The organism is Nocardioides mangrovi, from assembly GCF_020073815.1.
Lineage (GTDB): Bacteria > Actinomycetota > Actinomycetes > Propionibacteriales > Nocardioidaceae > Nocardioides > Nocardioides mangrovi.
Genome location: NZ_JAIQZJ010000001.1, coordinates 668,729 through 684,073 on the forward strand (window position 1 = coordinate 668,729; position 15,345 = coordinate 684,073).

The following is a 15,345-nucleotide window of genomic DNA, read 5'->3' on the forward strand; positions in this document are numbered from 1 at the left end:
GGGCTCCTTGGTTATTCTCAGTAACTGACGCCATCATGGGTAACTGTCGGGCGGCGTACAAAAGGCACACGCGTGTGCCTGATGGAGAGGGGGGCCGATGTCGACCTACGAGCGGTCGTGCAAGATCCGCGGCGACGGCGGCCGCGCGATTCGCGGCATCCTCGACCGGATCGGCGACAAGTGGACGCTGCTGGTCGTGGCCACTCTGGACGGCCCGCCGCTGCGGTTCTCGGAGCTGCAGAGCCGAATCCCGGGCATCTCTCAGCGGATGCTGACCCGAACCGTGCGCCACCTCGAGCGCGACGGCCTGGTGTCTCGGACGGTGTACGCCGAGGTGCCGCCCCGGGTCCAGTACGAGCTCACCGCCACCGGCCGCACCCTCATCGAGCCCGCCGTCGCCCTCGCCGACTGGGCGATCGACCACAACCCGGAGATCGAGCGGAGCCAGGCGACGTACGACACGGGCACCGCCTAGTCCGACTACCGCGCGCCGGGGAAACCCTGCTGGCGCCAGGCCTCGTAGGTCACCACGGCCGCCGAGTTCGAGAGGTTGAGCGACCGCGGCCCGGCGACCATCGGGATGCGGAGGCGGTCGGTGACGCGCGGGTGGGCGAGCACCTCGTCGGACAGGCCGGTGGGTTCGGGGCCGAAGAGGAGGACGTCGCCGGGCTCGAACTCGACGTCGGTGTACCAGCGGGTGGCGTGGGCGGTGAACGCGAAGACCCGCGAGGACGCCAACGACTCGGTCGCCAGCGCGGTGTCGAGATCGGGCTGCACCACCACCGAGGCGAGGTCGTGGTAGTCGAGCCCGGCCCGCTTCAGCTGGGGCTCCGAGAGGTCGAAGCCGAGCGGCTCGACCAGGTGCAGCGTGGCTCCGGTGCCGGCCACCATCCGGATCGCGTTGCCCGTGTTGGGTGGGATCCGGGGCTCGAGGAACATCACGTGGAACACCCCTCGAGTATCCCGGACCCCACGTCACTCCACTGTCGGCAGGACGACGACCTTGCCGGCGAGGACGCCGTCCGCAGCACGCCTGTGGACCGAGGTGAGGTCGGACAGCAGGACTCGCTCCCCGATGTCGACGGTGAGCTCACCTCGGTCGACCCGCGCGGCCAGCTCCGTCAGCTCCGTGGCGTCGCTGCGGACGAACAGATCGATGCCGCGCACGCCGCGCACCTCGTCGGACGGGGCCGGCATCCACACGGTGGTGTTGACGATGACCCCACCGTCGCGGACGACGCCCAGCAGGGTGTCGAACTGCTCAGGGGAGATCGGCGCCACGTTGAGCAGCACGTCGACGGGCTCGGTGATCGCGTCGGCCACCTCACCCACGGAGTGGTCGACGACCTCGTCCGCTCCCTGCTTCTCGACCTGCCCGCGCGTGCGCGGGCTCGCGGTCGCGATGACGTGCGCACCCGCGGCCTTCGCCAGCTGGACGGCGTAGCCGCCGACCGCACCGCTGGCTCCGTTGACCAGGATCCGCTGCTTCGCCCGCAGGTCGGCGTGCTCGAAGAGCGCCTGCCAGGCCGTCAGTCCGACCAGCGGCAGCGCGGCGGCGTCGGAGAGCGGGATCGTGGTCGGGGCCGGAGCGAGGCTCGTGGCATCGGCGAGCACGTACTCGGCCGCGGCGCCGTCGGCACCGAAGGGCAGGAACCCGATCACCTGGTCACCGACCTCCACCCCGGTCACGCCCGAACCGACCGAGTCGACGGTGCCAGCCAGGTCGAGGCCCGGGGTGTGCGGCAGATCCATCGGCATCGGCCCCTGCATGCGGCCGGCCCGGATGTTCGCGTCGACGCCGTTGAACGAGGTGCCGGCGACGCGCACCCGGACCTCGCCCTCGCCGGGCGCGGGGACCTCGACGTCGTCGAGGCGCAGCACCTCGGGGTCGCCGTACTCGTGGAAGCGGATCGCCTTCATGGTCGCGTTCATGACTGGTCTCCTCTGTCGGTGTAGATGCTTCGAATCCGAAGCACTCCTGACGATAGGCGTACTTCGAATCCGAAGCAAGTGCTTCGAATCCAAACAATCCCGTAGGCTGGAGGGGTGACCTTCGCTGAGCCCTACTCCGACCTGGACCTCGACGACACCGAGCTCCGCGCCTACTTCGCGCTCATGGACGTGGCCGGCCTGCTCCGCCACAAGGTCGAGCAGCAGCTGCGACAGTCGGCCGACCTGACCTACGTGCAGTTCAAGGTGCTGGCCCGGCTCGGCCTGGACTCCCCCACCGGCAGCCTGCGGATGACCGAGCTCGCCGACGAGGTGGTCTACAGCCGCAGCGGCCTGACCTACCAGGCCGGCCAGATGGAGAAGTCCGGCTGGGTCGAGCGCAGTCCTTCCCCCGACGACGACCGTGGCGTGACCCTGACGATCACCGAGTCCGGACGCCAGCGGCTGGCGCGCGCCTTGCCCGGCCACGTCGATGTCCTGCGCGAGCTGCTGTTCGCGACCCTGAGCGGCGGCGACGTCGACACGCTCGCCACCCTGCTCGAGCCGGTGCTGGTCCACATGCGCGCCCTGCCGCCACGGTCGGCCTCGTCCCGCCGACGGTGACCGTCACCAGGGCTGGATGCCGGTCTCGTCGCGGAACGTGCCGGACGGGCCGCCGTCGGGCAGCGTGGCGAGCTCGAGGAAGATCGCGGCGCCCTGCTCCGGCGTACGGAAGCCCTGGAAGTTGTTGAGGTCCGTGGCGACGTAGCCGGGGCAGCCGGCGTTGATCAGCACGTTGGTCCCCGCGAGCTCCTTGGCGTACTGGATGGTGATCGCGTTGAGGTAGCTCTTCGTCGGCGAGTACGCCGCGGAGATCGGGCCGACCGCGTCGGCCTGGGCGGTCTGGAGGGTCAGCGAGCCGACCGTGCTGGAGACGTTGACGATGCGCGGCGACGGCGACCGGCGCAGCAGCGGAAGCATCGCGTTGGTGACGCGGATGACGCCGATGACGTTGGTGTCGACCACGCCGAGGACCTGCTCGGCGGTGACCTTCGTCGGCTCCTGCGGCATCCCGCCGGTGATGGCGGCGTTGTTGACCAGGACGTCGAGGCCGCCCTCCTGCTCGAGCTGCGCCGCGGCCGCGGCGACACTGGCGTCGTCGGTGACGTCGAGCGGGACACCGAACACGTCGTGACCCTCGGCCTGGAGCTTCGCCACCGCCTCCTCGCGGCGGCCGGCGTCGCGAGCGCCGACACCGACCCGGAAGCCCAGCCGGGACAGACCTGCCGCGATCTCGTAGCCGATGCCCTTGTTGGCGCCGGTGACCAGTGCTGTCTTCTTGTTCTCAGTGCTGTCTGTCATGCCTCGATCGTGGGCAGGCGACCGCCCTGCGTTCCAAGACCGATCGGGTCGGTGTCCATACCGCGGGGGTATGGCACCAGGTCAGGGGTACCGTCGACGTCGTGGAGACCCGCGAGCTGCGCTACTTCGTCGCCGTCGCCGAGGAGTCGCACGTCGGCCGCGCGGCCGAGCGCCTCGGCATGGCCCAGCCCCCGCTCTCCCGCGCGATCGCGCAGCTCGAGCGCCGGCTCGGCGCCGACCTCTTCGTCCGTACGCCGCGCGGCGTGGAGCTCACCAGCGCCGGCGAGACGCTGCTGCGCGAGGGCCGGACCGCGCTCGCCGCGGTCGAGGCCGCCGAGCGGCGTACCCGACGGACCGCGGCGGCCGGCGGCCGCGCGTCGGTGGTGCTCACCGCGAAGGCCGGCGCGCAGAGCGAGCTGATGGCCAAGCTGCTGGACGCCTACGCCGCCGAGCCGGACGCCGTCGAGGTCGACGTGGTGCTGAGCCCGCCGGGCCACCAGGCGGTGATGCTGCGCGACGGGCGCGCGGACGTGGCGATCCTGCACCGGCCGTTCGACGACCTGAGCGGCTTCGACATGGACGTGCTGGCGGTCGAGGAGCAGGTCCTGATCCTCCCCGCCGGCCACGCCGCGAGCGCCCGCCCCTCGATGACGGTCGCGGAGGCCTCGTCGATCCCCGACCTGCCGCTCCCCCGCTGGCCGAACCTCGACGGCTCCTACCCCGACGGCCCGGGGCCGGAGCTGCGCGACATGACCCAGATCCTCCAGCTGATCCGGCTCGGCCGGGCGGCGATCGTGCTGCCCGAGTCGGTCCGCGCCAGCGTGCGCGAGGGGCTGGCCGTCGTACCACTCACCGACGCGCCGCAGGTCACCACGGTCATCGCGTGGCCGCCGCACAGCACCTCGCCCGCCGTCGCCGGGCTGGTGCGCACCGCGAGCCGTCTCTGAGATGCCCGGCATCGTCTGGCTGCGGCTCGCGATGAGCCTCGACGGCTTCATCGCGGACGACGACGGGGGCTACGGGTGGATCCAGCCGGTGCCGAGCCCGGACCTCGACACCGAGCACCAGATCCCCTTCGACGACTTCCTCGACGAGATCGACGTGGTCGTGATGGGGCGGCGCTGCTACGACGAGGGCGCGCACCGCGACTACGGCCCGCTGGGCAAGGAGGTCCTCGTCGGGACCAGTCGGCCGCCCGAGCCGGTCGCGGGCGAGGAGCACGTCGTCTTCAGCACCGACCCGGTCGCCGACACGCTCGTCCGACGTACGGCGGGCGAGCGCTGCCTGCTCTTCGGGGGCGGCCTCCTGGTCGCGTCGTTCCTGGAGGCCCGGGCCGTCGACCGGTTCACCGTCAACGTGGTGCCCGTCCTGCTCGGCAGCGGTCGGCCGCTCTTCGGCGGCCACTACGACCCGCTGGAGCTGCGGCTGATCGACTACACGGTCGGCGACTCACAGGTCCGCATGGTCTACGAGCACCGCGCTCGCCGCTAGCGGGCGAGGCGGACGGTGATCCGTCCGGACTCCGACTCCTGGTAGCCGATCGAACCGTTGAACTTCGCGCTGAACGTCGGCGCGTGCTTGCCCTTCCGCGGCACGTGGTAGGTGAACCGGAAGTCGCCGGAGGCGTCGGTGGTGACGGTGCGGAACGGCTTGAACCACGAGGTCGTGCGCCACCACTTGAGCCTCCGGAGCAGGACCGGCTGCTCGTTGACGACGCTCAGGTGGCCGGTGATCGTGACCTTGTCGCCACGGTGCACCTTCGCCGTCGGCTCGTCGAGCCTGAGCTTCGTGCGGGCCTTGCCGTTGTGGGCGGTCAGCGAGTAGGCCCAGTCCTCGATGTCGCAGCAGGCCTCGTCCCAGACCGCGACGTAGAAGGTGGCGTCGCGCCACGGCGTGTAGGACATCGCGGTGGTGCCCGGACCGGACTCGAGGAGGCAGTCGGTCTCGTCGATGTTCTGGTCACTGGTCCACCAGGGCAGGAGGCACATCCGCGTGGTCCCGGCTCCCTCGACGTGCGTCAGGTCGAAGTGGGCGGTGAGCCCTTCCTGCAGCGGGATCGCCCAGTACTCGACACCGGCGTGCCCGGCGTGGTGCCACCGCAGCGCCTCAGGGTCGTCCGGGTCGACGATCTGCGAGGTGTCGACCGCGGTCGCCCCTCCGGTCTGTGCGGCCTCCACCGGCAGGGTCGGTGCCGTCGACGGCCAGCTCCCGCCGGCGGCCTCCGCGGCGGGGACGTGGGTCCAGCCCGAGATCCCGCACGCGATCAGGAGCAGGCTGAGGAGCAGCATCGAGCGATCGCGCATGCGGACATCCCACCGGCGACGCCTCCACCGGGGCATCGCTCGAATCGGGTAGGCGTCAGCTCTGCGGCTCGACCACCGCGATCGTGCACCGCGACACGCAGGTGGGCTTGCCGAGGTCGTCGACGATCCGGACCTCCCAGACCTGGGTACGCCGGCCGAGGGCGATCGGGCGGGCGGTGCCGGTGACCCAGCCGGAGCTGACCGGACGCAGGTGGTTGGCGTTGATCTCGAGACCGACGCAGGCCTTCCCGGGCTCGGCCGCGAGGGTCGCGGCGAAGCTGACGAGCGTCTCGGCGAGCAGGACCGACGCCCCGCCGTGCAGGATGCCGAACGGCTGACGGGTGCGTCGGTCCACCGGCATCCGGGCGGTCAGGTGGTCCGGGCCGGCGTCGGTGAACTCGATGCCGACGTGCCCGATGGTGCAGCCGGCGGCCAGCTCGTTGCACTGGGCGAGGTCGGGGGTGGTGCGCCAGATCGTGGTGGTCGTGTCCATGCCGACGATGCTCGCCGTACGAGCCCGACGGTCGCAGCCGTGGAACTACCGCACTTCCCGGCAGCGACCTCGAAACTCCGTTGGCGGGGCGGCCCCGACTCGCCAAGACTGACCACCATGGACCCAGCGATCACCGCGCCGCCGTACGACCGTCTCCTGCGCGTGGCCGAGGACGTCGCCCGGGAGCGGCCGGAGGTGGACCTGGAGCTCGCGCGGGAGATCTTCCTCGAGGCGGCGAGCCTGCTCCACAACGGGCTCGCGCTCGACGGGCTCGACGACCACGACGCCGATGCGGTCGTCGACGGGCTCTGCTCCGACCTCGTGGCCCCGGACCAGGGCGAGGCGATCCGGAGCCGGTCCCGTCGGGTGCTCGAGGAGCCCGGCGACCTGCACGACCCGGAGTCGGTGTCGCGGGCGCTGCTGATCGTGGTCTCCCTCTTCAAGCTCTGACGCCTCCCGCACCTGACGGAATGGTCGTGGATCGGCCGGATTCGCGACCATCTCGTCAGGTGCGTGGGCGGTTGTGCCCGCGGGAGCGATCCCGAATTCAGGTGGTTCCGTCGGGGGATACCGGGCCGGGGTCGGCGTACGGCGCTACCTTCCGTGGCGGGGACTGAAGGAGGTCCCATGCTCGTCGCCAGGTTCAAGGTCCAGGTACGCCCGGAGTACCTCTACGAGATGGCGGCACTGATCGCCGCGGTCGAGGCGCCCAGCCGCGAGCTGCCGGGCGTGGTGGAGTTCGACGTCCTGCGCAGCCTGTCGGAGCAGAACACGTTCGTGGTCAACGAGGTGTTCGAGGACCGACAGGCGCTGGAGCGGCAGAACCTCCTGCCCGAGGTCGCCGCCGTGCTCGACCTGGTCGGGAGGGGCGCGCTCACCCGCGACCTCGAGTGGACCGTCTGGGACGCGACCGAGAGCCTCTAGGCCAATCCCCCCACCGCCGTCAGCAGCCGGGCGCGCTCGTCCCCGGTCAACGGCACCTCGAGCGCGGTCAGCCAGTCGCCGAGCTCGCCGTCGCGGAGCGGTCGGTGCTCGGTCGGCTCCCCCGGGGTCCGCACCGTCAGGGTCCGGTGGGTGACGGTGATGTGGCGGCCGGGCAGGTGCTTGGTGAGCATCAGCGTCGTCGTGAAGTGCGAGGTCGGGAACGTGCTCGTGTAGTGGTGGGCCATCACCACGTCGACCGGCTTCACGGCGAGGTCGTCGGTGGTGTGCGCGACCTCCCAGCCGTCCGCACCCATCCGGCTCAGCACCCAGCCCTCGTCGGTGCGGGTCATCCGGTAGCGCCAGCCCGGGAGGTAGTCGTCCTCCGCGCCGTCGGCGAGCCCGATCGGACGCAGCAGGCTCATCCCGAAGCCCGGGTCGCAGAGCACCGACCGGCCGTCGACGGTCACCTCCACCACCATGTGGGTCCGACCCTGCTGGGTGCCGGCGGCCGGATCGCCGACCCGCCCGAGGTGGCGGCGTACGTCGTACCCGAGCCGCTCCAGCGCCGCCGCGAGCAGCGTGCTGTGCTCGAAGCAGTAGCCGCCCCGGCCGCGCCCGACGAACTTCTGCGACACGTCCTCGATCGCCACCCCGCGGTGCTGCCCCAGCAGCACGTCGATGTTGTCGAAGGTGAAGGTCCGCACGTGCGCCTCGTGCAGCTCGGCGAGCGCCGCCCCGCTCGGCTCACGCGCGGGTACGCCGACGCGCGCGAGGTAGCCCTCGAGGTCGAGCCGGTCGGTGCGCCACTCGTTCTCCACGGGGACAGTCAAGCGGATCAGGCGGACGACCCAGGCTCGAGCCGTGCGCCGGCCGGGAGGGTGACACCCGCTCCGACGGTCGAACCACGACCGATCAGGGTGATCGCGTCCGGGTCATCGGCGTCGACGTCCGGTGACCCGACGACGGCATCGGGCCCGACCACGCAGTCCTGGTCGACGACCGACCAGTCGACCCGAGCGCCCGCCCGGATCCGGGTGTCGCGGAAGACCACGCTGTCGCGCACCACCGCACCCGCCTCGACGACCGCGCCCGGGCCGATCACGCTCCGGACCACGGTGCCGCTGACGCACGAGCCCGAGCTGAGCAGGCTGTCGTGCACGTCCGCGCCGTCCAGCACTCGCGCGGCGGGGCGTTGGCTCTGGTGGCTGAGGATCGGCCAGTCGAGGTCGCCGAGCACGTCGAGGTCGTCGGTCAGGACGTCGTGGTGCGCGGCGAGGTACTTGTGCGGCTGGCCGAGGTCCTTCCAGTAGCCGGGCATCTCGTGGACGAAGGTGCGGCCCCGCTCGACGAGCCGCGGGACCAGGTGCTCGCCGTAGTCGCCCAGGCCCGTGTCGCCCTCCTCGGCCTCCGCGCCGAGCTCGCGGTGCAGCTCCTCCAGCACGGGCACGAGAACGTCGGGGTCGTAGACGAAGATCTCGGTCGCGACCGTCCCGGTCTCCGGGTCGTCGGGCTTGTAGGCGAAGTCCGTGACCCGGCCGTCGTTGTCGGCGACGACCGTGGCGTGGTCGACGGCCTCCTCGACCGGGATCGTGGTGACCACGATCGTGCACTCCGCGCCGGTGCGCCGGTGCGTCTCGACCGCGTCCATCACGTCGAAGCGGTAGACGTGGTCGGCACTCATCACGACGAGCGCCTCGGGCGCCTCGGCCATGACCTGGTCGCGGAAGCGGTAGAGCTCGTCCGCGTTGCCCTTCGCGAAGCCCTCCTCGTCGGTGGCTCCGGTGCCCTCCTGCGGCATCAGCAGCCGGAGGCCGCCGCGGTTGCGGTCGAGGTCCCACGGTCGTCCGTTGGCCACCTCCTCCCCCAGTCCGGCGCCCTGGAACTGCACCGAGAGCCACACGTCGCTGATGCCGCTGTTGGCGAGGTTGGAGAGCGGGAAGTCGACGAGCTGGAACACTCCCGCGAACGGCAGCGTCGGCTTCGCGCGCTCCCGCGTCAGGACGTCCATCCGCCCGCCGGCGCCGCCGGCCTGGACGAGGGCGAGCACATGGGACCGAGTCATCCCCTGCCCGTGCCCGGTCGGCGGGTCGGGCACACGCCGGCAGGCAACCGGATCAGGCGAGGTTGACGGCCCGCACGGAGGAGGCGTCGATGGCGTGCTGGATGTCGGCGAGCGCGTCGGCCGGGATCGCGGTGTCGACGGCGAGGGCCACCAGTGCGAGACCGCCCTTCTCCTGCCGGGAGACCTGCATGCCGGCGATGTTGATCCCGGCGTCGCCGAGGATCCCGCCGACCGTGCCGACCATGCCCGGTCGGTCGCCGTAGGTGAAGAAGGCGAGGTGCTCGGCGGGCTCGATGTCGACGTCGAAGCCGTTGACGGCGACCAGCCGCTCACGCTGGTTGATGCCGATGAGGGTGCCGCTGACCGACACCTGCGAGCCGTCGCCGAGGGTGCCGCGCAGCGTGATCAGGTTGCGGTGGTCGGGGCTCTCCGGCTCGACGACGAGGCGGACGGCGGTGCCGCGCTCGGCGGCGAGGAGGGGCGCGTTCACGTAGGAGACCTGCTCCTCGACGATGTCGGCGAAGACGCCCTTGAGGGCCGCCAGCTCGAGCACCTTGACGTCGTAGTCGGTGATCTCACCGCGCACCTCGACGTCGAGCTGCTGGGCGACCTCGCCCGCCAGGCCGGTGAAGACGCGGCCGAGCTTCTCGGTGAGCGGGATGCCGGGGCGCACGTCCTCGGCGATCACGCCACCCTGCACGTTGACGGCGTCGGGCACCAGCTCGCCGGAGAGCGCGAGCCGGACCGAGCGGGCGACGGCGAGGCCGGCCTTCTCCTGCGCCTCGTGGGTCGACGCTCCGAGGTGCGGCGTCGCGACGACGTTGTCGAGCTGGAGCAGCGGGCTGTCGGTGCACGGCTCCTCGGCGAAGACGTCGAGGCCGGCCGCCGCGATCCGCCCCTCCTTGAGCGCGGCGTAGAGAGCCGTCTCGTCCACGATCCCGCCGCGGGCCGCGTTGACGAGCACCAGCGAGGGCTTGGCGCGGGCCAGCTGGGCGGTGCCGACCAGGCCGATGGTCTCGGGCGTGCGCGGCAGGTGGACCGACATGAAGTCGGACTCGGCCACCAGGGTGTCGAGGTCGACGAGGCGTACGCCGAGCTGCGCGGCCCGGCCCGCCTGCACGTAGGGGTCGTGGGCGATGACCTGCATGCCGAACGGCGCGAGGCGCTGGGCGACCAGCACCCCGATCCGGCCGAGGCCGAGGATGCCGAGGGTCTTGCCGTGGAGCTCGGTGCCGGTGAAACGGGCCGCCCGCCACTCGCCCCGGCGCAGCGCCGCGTGGGCCGGTGCGACGTGACGCGCCGCGGCGAGCATCAGCGCGACGGCGTACTCGGCGGCGGAGACGGCGTTGGAGGTCGGCGCGTTGACGACCATGACGCCGGCCTGGGTGGCGGCGCGGACGTCGACGTTCTCGAGACCGACCCCGGCGCGGGCCACGACCTTGAGGCGGCGGGCGGCGGCGAGCACCTCGGGGTCGACCCGCGTCGCCGACCGCACGAGCAGGGCGTCCGCATCGGCGACCGCCGCCAGCAGCGCGGCGCGGTCGGCCCCGTCGCAGTGACGGATCTCGAAGTCGGGGCCGAGCGCCGCGACGGTGGCGGGGCTCAGCTCCTCGGCGATGAGAACGACGGGAAGGCTCACAGCGTGGGTCCTCGACAGCAGGTGAGTAAGGGGCTGCACGACGCTGTGCTCCGCACGACTGTACCCGAGCGAGGTCCGTAATCCGGTGGCGTCCGCCGGCACGGCCGACCTACCCTCGACGGCGTCCCATCGCCGAGACCGAGGCAGGCCCCGTTGGAGCTCTGAGGTGTCCCTGACCACCACCTCACTTCTGGAGCTTCCGCATGCCCGCATCCACCTCTGTCATCAGCGCGTCCGGCCTCGGCTTCGCCTGGCCCGACGGCACTCAGGTCCTCGACGACCTCGACCTCCTGGTCAGCCCCGGCCGCTCCGGACTGGTCGGCGTCAACGGCGCCGGGAAGTCCACCCTCCTCCGGCTGGTGGCGGGCGTCCTGCGCCCGACCGCCGGCCACCTCTCCGTCGCCGGCGAGGTCGGCTACCTGCCGCAGGACCTCACCCTCGACGTCGCCGAGCCGGTCGAGGACTTCCTCGGGATCGGCGGCGTACGCCGTGCGGTCCGGGCCGTCGAGGCGGGCGACGTCGAGCCGGCGGAGATGGCTGAGCACCTCGACACGATCGGCGACGACTGGGACGTCGACGAGCGCGCGGTCGCCGAGCTGGCCCGGCTCGGCCTGCCCGCCGACGTCCTCGACCGGCGGCTCGGCGAGCTGTCCGGCGGCGAGGTCACCCAGCTCGGGCTGGCCCGGCTGCTGCTGCGCCGGCCCGAGGTGCTGCTGCTCGACGAGCCGACCAACAACCTCGACGCCGACGCCCGGCAGCGCCTCTACGACGTCGTCGACGGCTGGACCCGGTCGCTGCTGGTGGTCAGTCACGACCGCGACCTGCTCGAGCGAATGGACCGGATCGGCGACCTGCGCGGCGGGTCGGTCCGCTGGTACGGCGGCGGCTACTCGTCGTACGCAGCCCAGGTCGCCGACGAGCAGCAGGCCGCGCGACAGGCCGTGGTGACGGCGAGGGCCGACCTGCGCAAGCAGCGCAACGAGCGGGTCGAGGCCGAGCGGCAGCTCGCCCAGCGTCGCCGTACCGCCAAGAAGGCCGAGCTGACCACGGGGCTCGGCAAGGCGGCGATCAACGCCAAGCGGCAGCAGGCCGAGGAGTCGGCGGCGCGCTACCGACGGGTCCAGGACGACCGCGTCGACCAGGCCCGCGGACGGCTCGACGACGCCGAGGCGCGGCTGCGCGAGGACCGGGAGATCCGGGTCGACCTCCCCGGCACCGAGGTGCCGCGCGGCCGGGTCGTGCTGGCGACCGACGCGCTCTCGGTCAACGGCCCGGACCGGATCGGCGTGGTCGGCCCGAACGGGTCGGGCAAGACCACGCTCCTGCGCGCGCTCGCCGGTGAGGCGCTGGTGCCGGTCGCTTTCCTCCCCCAGCGGCTCGACGTGCTCGACGACGAGGACACGGTGGTCGGCAACGTCGCCCGCCGGGCTCCCGGCGCCGACGCCAACACGGTCCGCGCCCGACTGGCCCGCTTCCTCTTCCGGGGCTCGGCGGCCGACCGGCGGGTCGGCGACCTGTCCGGCGGCGAGCGCTTCCGCGCGACCCTGGCGGCACTGCTGCTGGCCGACCCGGCGCCGCAGCTGCTGCTCCTCGACGAGCCGACCAACAACCTCGACTTCGCGTCGTACGACGCGCTCGTCTCGGCGCTGGAGTCCTATCGGGGGGCGCTCGTCGTGGTCAGCCACGACCCGGCGTTCCTCGACGACATCGGGGTGGACCGGATCGTCGACCTCGGGCCGGAGGCGGGCGACCCGGCGCACGGGGCCTGACCGCCGTACTTCTCAGGCTTCCCTGTCACTTCTCAGGCGTTGCAACGCCTGAGAAGTGCGGCATTCACCGGTGCACCGGTGAATGCCGCACCCGCCCGGTTGCGCGCCCGACTTATCCAGGTGCGGGGACTCATCGGAGCCTGCCAGGGTGGCGAGGTGCATCTCGAGACCGAACGCCTGCTGATCCGGCCGTGGCGGCACGACGAGGCCCCGCGGATGCTCGACATCCAGAGCCGCATGGAGGTCATGCAGTGGCTCGGCGACGGTGAGCCGGTGCTGATGAAGACCCTCGACGAGGCGCGGGCGCGCATCGACAAGTACGCCGCCAAGGACGACCCGCCCCGCGGCCAGTGGGCGATCGAGCGCGTCGAGGACGGCGTCGTCGTCGGCACCACGGCGCTGCTGACGCTGCCCAACGACGAGCACGGCGAGGTCGAGATCGGCTGGCACCTACACCCCGACTCGTGGGGCCGCGGCTACGCGAGCGAGGCGGCGCGGGCGGTGCTCGGCCACGGGTTCGCCGGCGGGCTGCCCGAGATCATCGCGGTGTCGCACACGAACAACGACCCGTCGATCGCGGTGATGCGGCGGATCGGGATGACCGACCACGGCGTCGTGCACACCTGGTACGAGGAGCCGTCCCGGTGCTTCGTGATGACCGCCGAGGAGTGGGCGGCGCAGCACTAGCGTCCTCGTGGCCACGGACGGCACGGCTCATCCACGCAGCGTGGCGAGGACGTCGTCGAGCAGCGGCGTGCCCGGGCGCCGCCCGACCTCGCGGAACCACTCGTGGCCGAGGACGAGCCGCCCGACCGGGCGAGGCAGCCGCAGGAGGAGGGCCAGCGTGCGGGTGTCCCCCACGCGCGCTCCGGCGGCCTGGCTGACGTGGGCGCCCAGCGCGGCCTCCTTGGCTGCCAGGTGGGCGCGGACGTCGACGCGGTGGGTGAGCTCGCTGCGCGGGGTGTACGCCGCGCGCACGTCGGGCAGCTCCGGCACGGGGAGGAGCCGCGACAGTCGTCGGAGCAGTCCGACCGCGCCGACGAGGTGCGTGCGGTCGAGCGTCGCCTCGAGCAGCAGCGGCGTGCCCGCGATCTCGGCGGCACGGGCACCGACGCGGTGCACCTGCACGTGGTCCGGATGGCCGTAGCCGCCGGCCGCGTCGTACGTCGTCAGCACGTCGGCGTCCTCCTCCCGCAGCAGCGCGGCGAGCCGCTGCGCGACGGGCTCGGTCGCGAGCTCGCTGAACGAGCCGGGGTCCACCGGTCCCGGGGCGCCCCAACCGGAGTCGCGGTAGTCGAGGCACTCGACCCGGGCCGCCCCGATCGCGCGGGCGGACTCCTCGAGCTCGCGGAGCCGCCGCGCGCCGAGCCCCGCGCCGGACCAGCCGTGCCCGGTCAGCCCCGCCTCGCCCGCGGTCGCGGTCACCAACACGACCCGGTGCCCCTCGGCGGCGAGACGCGCCAGCGTCCCCGCGGTCAGCAGCGCCTCGTCGTCGGGATGGGCGTGGAAGGAGACGACCGTGAAGGGACCGGGGCGCGCGCTGGTCATCGGCGGTCCCCGGTGTGGGGGACGAACGACGGCACCAGGCAGAGCAGGACCAGTCCGATGCCGAGCCCGAGCAGCCCGAGCTGGCCGATCCCGACCAGGGCGGTGACCACGACGGCCGCGGCCACCGGAAGGCGCACCACGTCCCGGCTGCGGACCCGTCCGCCGATCGCGATCAGCAGTCCGGCGAGGGCGGCGAGCGCCACCAGCAGGGCGAGCGCGAGCGGGTGCGAGCGCAGCACGGCGACCGCCACCAGGGCGCACGTGAGCGCGAGCGCGATCAGGCGGCGCACGTCGGGCGTCCCACCGGGTTGCGCCGCGGGTCGATGGTCAGCCGGCCGAGGACGACGGCGACGGCGCCGATCGCCAGACCGGCGAGGTCGTCGACGGCGAAGTGCCAGCCGAGGTAGACGGTCGCGACCAGCGTGCCGACGAGGAACACCGACAGGACGATGGTGGTGCGACGTAGCCGGTAGTAGGCCGCCATCAGAACGATGACCGTCGTGATGGCCACGTGCAGGCTGGCGAACGCCGAGATCTGGGCGAACGCGTCGTGTGCGGCCGGGTCGGCGAGCAGGTCGTCGCGCTGCGCCAGGTAGAGCGCCTGGGTGCGCGTCACGATGCTGACGGGCAGACCGGCGAAGTCCTGGGGGCTCTCGTGGAACGGGCCCAGCGACGGGATCGCGTAGTAGGACACCGTGCCGAGGACCCACGCCCAGCACATCGCCGCGATGAAGACCGCGCCCTCCCGCACCCGGTCGGCGAGGACGACCGCGGCGACGAAGGAGACGGTCACCAGCGTCGGGAAGGACTCGTAGACCCCGATCAGCACCCACGCGGCGACCCCCTCGCCGAGCACGTCGTGCAGCAGCACCGCCGGGGTGTGGCCGAGGAAGAGCCACTGGTCGACGCGGGCGAGCAGCGCGTCGCGCGGGGCGTTGAGCACGTCCCAGCTCTTGAGGTTGTGGTAGCAGAAGTAGACGAGGTGGTAGCAGACGAGCGCGGCCCAGGCGAGCCCGAGGCGCCGCGCGGTCCACCGCCGCCGAGCGGTGCGCACGACCTCGCGACCGCTGCGGACGCTGCGGCCGTCGCGGTGGGTCCGCACGACAGCGTCGACGACGACCAGCACGGCGAAGACGCCGACGCTGATGGCCATCTTGCCCACCAGGTACTGACCTCCGGGGTCGCGCAGTCCGATGCCGACCGCGTGGGAACGCCACAGCGTGACCGCGCCGAAGACGACCACGAGTGCGCCCAGGCGCAGCAGCCAGGCCGACCTCGACGTCATGGCCGCAGGGTGCCGCCCCGAACCTGTCGAC

General features: G+C 72.4%; 19 protein-coding genes. 8 read left to right on the forward strand and 11 right to left on the reverse strand.

The annotated features are described in order from the left end of the window. Positions 1-97 precede the first annotated feature (97 nt). Complete coding sequence (locus K8U61_RS03185; protein ID WP_224121513.1) at positions 98-475, forward strand: winged helix-turn-helix transcriptional regulator; 378 nt, start codon at positions 98-100, stop codon at positions 473-475. A 5-nt stretch (positions 476-480) separates the two neighbouring features. Here K8U61_RS03185 and K8U61_RS03190 read toward each other — a convergent pair whose 3' ends face one another. Both K8U61_RS03190 and K8U61_RS03195 read right to left on the reverse strand, forming a co-directional pair. Continuing rightward, positions 481-951, reverse strand: coding sequence for a tRNA (cytidine(34)-2'-O)-methyltransferase (locus K8U61_RS03190; RefSeq protein ID WP_224121514.1), 471 nt, complete (start codon positions 949-951; stop codon positions 481-483). 24 nt (positions 952-975) lie between these two features. Beyond that, positions 976-1,932, reverse strand: coding sequence for an NADP-dependent oxidoreductase (locus K8U61_RS03195; protein WP_224121515.1), 957 nt, complete (start codon positions 1,930-1,932; stop codon positions 976-978). Positions 1,933-2,046: 114 nt separating this feature from the next. On the opposite strand from K8U61_RS03195, the gene K8U61_RS03200 reads away from it, so the two are divergent. Continuing rightward, on the forward strand, positions 2,047-2,553 hold the full coding sequence (locus K8U61_RS03200) for a MarR family winged helix-turn-helix transcriptional regulator (protein ID WP_224121516.1): 507 nt from the start codon (positions 2,047-2,049) through the stop codon (positions 2,551-2,553). A gap of 3 nt (positions 2,554-2,556) precedes the next feature. Here the strand turns inward: K8U61_RS03200 and K8U61_RS03205 are convergent, their stop codons facing one another. Next, a complete protein-coding gene (locus K8U61_RS03205) occupies positions 2,557-3,291 on the reverse strand; it encodes an SDR family oxidoreductase (protein WP_224121517.1) in 735 nt (244 codons plus the stop codon). Between the two features lie 101 nt (positions 3,292-3,392). Between K8U61_RS03205 and K8U61_RS03210 the strand changes: the two genes are divergently transcribed. Both K8U61_RS03210 and K8U61_RS03215 read left to right on the forward strand, forming a co-directional pair. After that, positions 3,393-4,238: a LysR family transcriptional regulator gene (locus K8U61_RS03210; RefSeq protein WP_224121518.1), complete on the forward strand. Its 846-nt coding sequence runs from the start codon at positions 3,393-3,395 to the stop codon at positions 4,236-4,238. Between the two features lies 1 nt (position 4,239). After that, entirely contained in the window at positions 4,240-4,782 is a 543-nt protein-coding gene (locus K8U61_RS03215; RefSeq protein WP_224121519.1) for a dihydrofolate reductase family protein, read from the forward strand. Here the strand turns inward: K8U61_RS03215 and K8U61_RS03220 are convergent. Together K8U61_RS03220 and K8U61_RS03225 are read right to left on the reverse strand one after the other, a co-directional pair. Continuing rightward, positions 4,779-5,594 (reverse strand): hypothetical protein, encoded by an 816-nt coding sequence (locus K8U61_RS03220; protein ID WP_224121520.1) that lies wholly within the window; start codon positions 5,592-5,594, stop codon positions 4,779-4,781. The genes K8U61_RS03215 and K8U61_RS03220 overlap by 4 nt on opposite strands. A gap of 55 nt (positions 5,595-5,649) precedes the next feature. Beyond that, the gene (locus tag K8U61_RS03225; protein ID WP_224121521.1) at positions 5,650-6,087 is read right to left on the reverse strand and encodes a hotdog fold thioesterase; all 438 of its coding nucleotides are present in this window, start codon (positions 6,085-6,087) and stop codon (positions 5,650-5,652) included. Between the two features lie 117 nt (positions 6,088-6,204). On the opposite strand from K8U61_RS03225, the gene K8U61_RS03230 reads away from it, so the two are divergent. Both K8U61_RS03230 and K8U61_RS03235 read left to right on the forward strand, forming a co-directional pair. Next, entirely contained in the window at positions 6,205-6,537 is a 333-nt protein-coding gene (locus tag K8U61_RS03230) for a hypothetical protein (protein WP_224121522.1), read from the forward strand. A 177-nt stretch (positions 6,538-6,714) separates the two neighbouring features. Next, the gene (locus K8U61_RS03235) at positions 6,715-7,011 is read left to right on the forward strand and encodes a putative quinol monooxygenase (RefSeq protein WP_224121523.1); all 297 of its coding nucleotides are present in this window, start codon (positions 6,715-6,717) and stop codon (positions 7,009-7,011) included. Here the strand turns inward: K8U61_RS03235 and K8U61_RS03240 are convergent. The 3 genes from K8U61_RS03240 to serA are packed head-to-tail and all read right to left on the reverse strand — an operon-like array spanning position 7,008 to position 10,712. Then, positions 7,008-7,829: an arylamine N-acetyltransferase family protein gene (locus K8U61_RS03240; RefSeq protein WP_224121524.1), complete on the reverse strand. Its 822-nt coding sequence runs from the start codon at positions 7,827-7,829 to the stop codon at positions 7,008-7,010. The two genes, K8U61_RS03235 and K8U61_RS03240, sit on opposite strands and share 4 nt — an antisense overlap. Before the next feature lie 17 nt (positions 7,830-7,846). Further along, complete coding sequence (locus tag K8U61_RS03245; RefSeq protein WP_224121525.1) at positions 7,847-9,073, reverse strand: glucose-1-phosphate adenylyltransferase family protein; 1,227 nt, start codon at positions 9,071-9,073, stop codon at positions 7,847-7,849. Between the two features lie 52 nt (positions 9,074-9,125). Beyond that, positions 9,126-10,712: a phosphoglycerate dehydrogenase gene (gene serA / locus K8U61_RS03250; protein ID WP_224121526.1), complete on the reverse strand. Its 1,587-nt coding sequence runs from the start codon at positions 10,710-10,712 to the stop codon at positions 9,126-9,128. Between the two features lie 203 nt (positions 10,713-10,915). On the opposite strand from serA, the gene K8U61_RS03255 reads away from it, so the two are divergent. Then, positions 10,916-12,481 carry an ABC-F family ATP-binding cassette domain-containing protein gene (locus K8U61_RS03255; RefSeq protein ID WP_224121527.1) on the forward strand — a complete coding sequence of 522 codons (1,566 nt, stop codon included), beginning with the start codon at positions 10,916-10,918 and terminating at the stop codon, positions 12,479-12,481. 156 nt (positions 12,482-12,637) lie between these two features. After that, the gene (locus tag K8U61_RS03260; RefSeq protein ID WP_224121528.1) at positions 12,638-13,168 is read left to right on the forward strand and encodes a GNAT family N-acetyltransferase; all 531 of its coding nucleotides are present in this window, start codon (positions 12,638-12,640) and stop codon (positions 13,166-13,168) included. 27 nt (positions 13,169-13,195) lie between these two features. Here K8U61_RS03260 and K8U61_RS03265 read toward each other — a convergent pair whose 3' ends face one another. Genes K8U61_RS03265 through K8U61_RS03275 form a run of 3 tightly spaced genes read right to left on the reverse strand, consistent with a single transcriptional unit; the run spans position 13,196 to position 15,314 of the window. Beyond that, positions 13,196-14,029 (reverse strand): PIG-L deacetylase family protein, encoded by an 834-nt coding sequence (locus K8U61_RS03265; protein WP_224121529.1) that lies wholly within the window; start codon positions 14,027-14,029, stop codon positions 13,196-13,198. After that, a complete protein-coding gene (locus tag K8U61_RS03270) occupies positions 14,026-14,319 on the reverse strand; it encodes a hypothetical protein (protein ID WP_224121530.1) in 294 nt (97 codons plus the stop codon). Before K8U61_RS03270 ends, K8U61_RS03265 begins: the two co-directional genes overlap by 4 nt. Then, entirely contained in the window at positions 14,307-15,314 is a 1,008-nt protein-coding gene (locus K8U61_RS03275; RefSeq protein ID WP_224121531.1) for a phosphatase PAP2 family protein, read from the reverse strand. Before K8U61_RS03275 ends, K8U61_RS03270 begins: the two co-directional genes overlap by 13 nt. Positions 15,315-15,345: the final 31 nt, after the last annotated feature.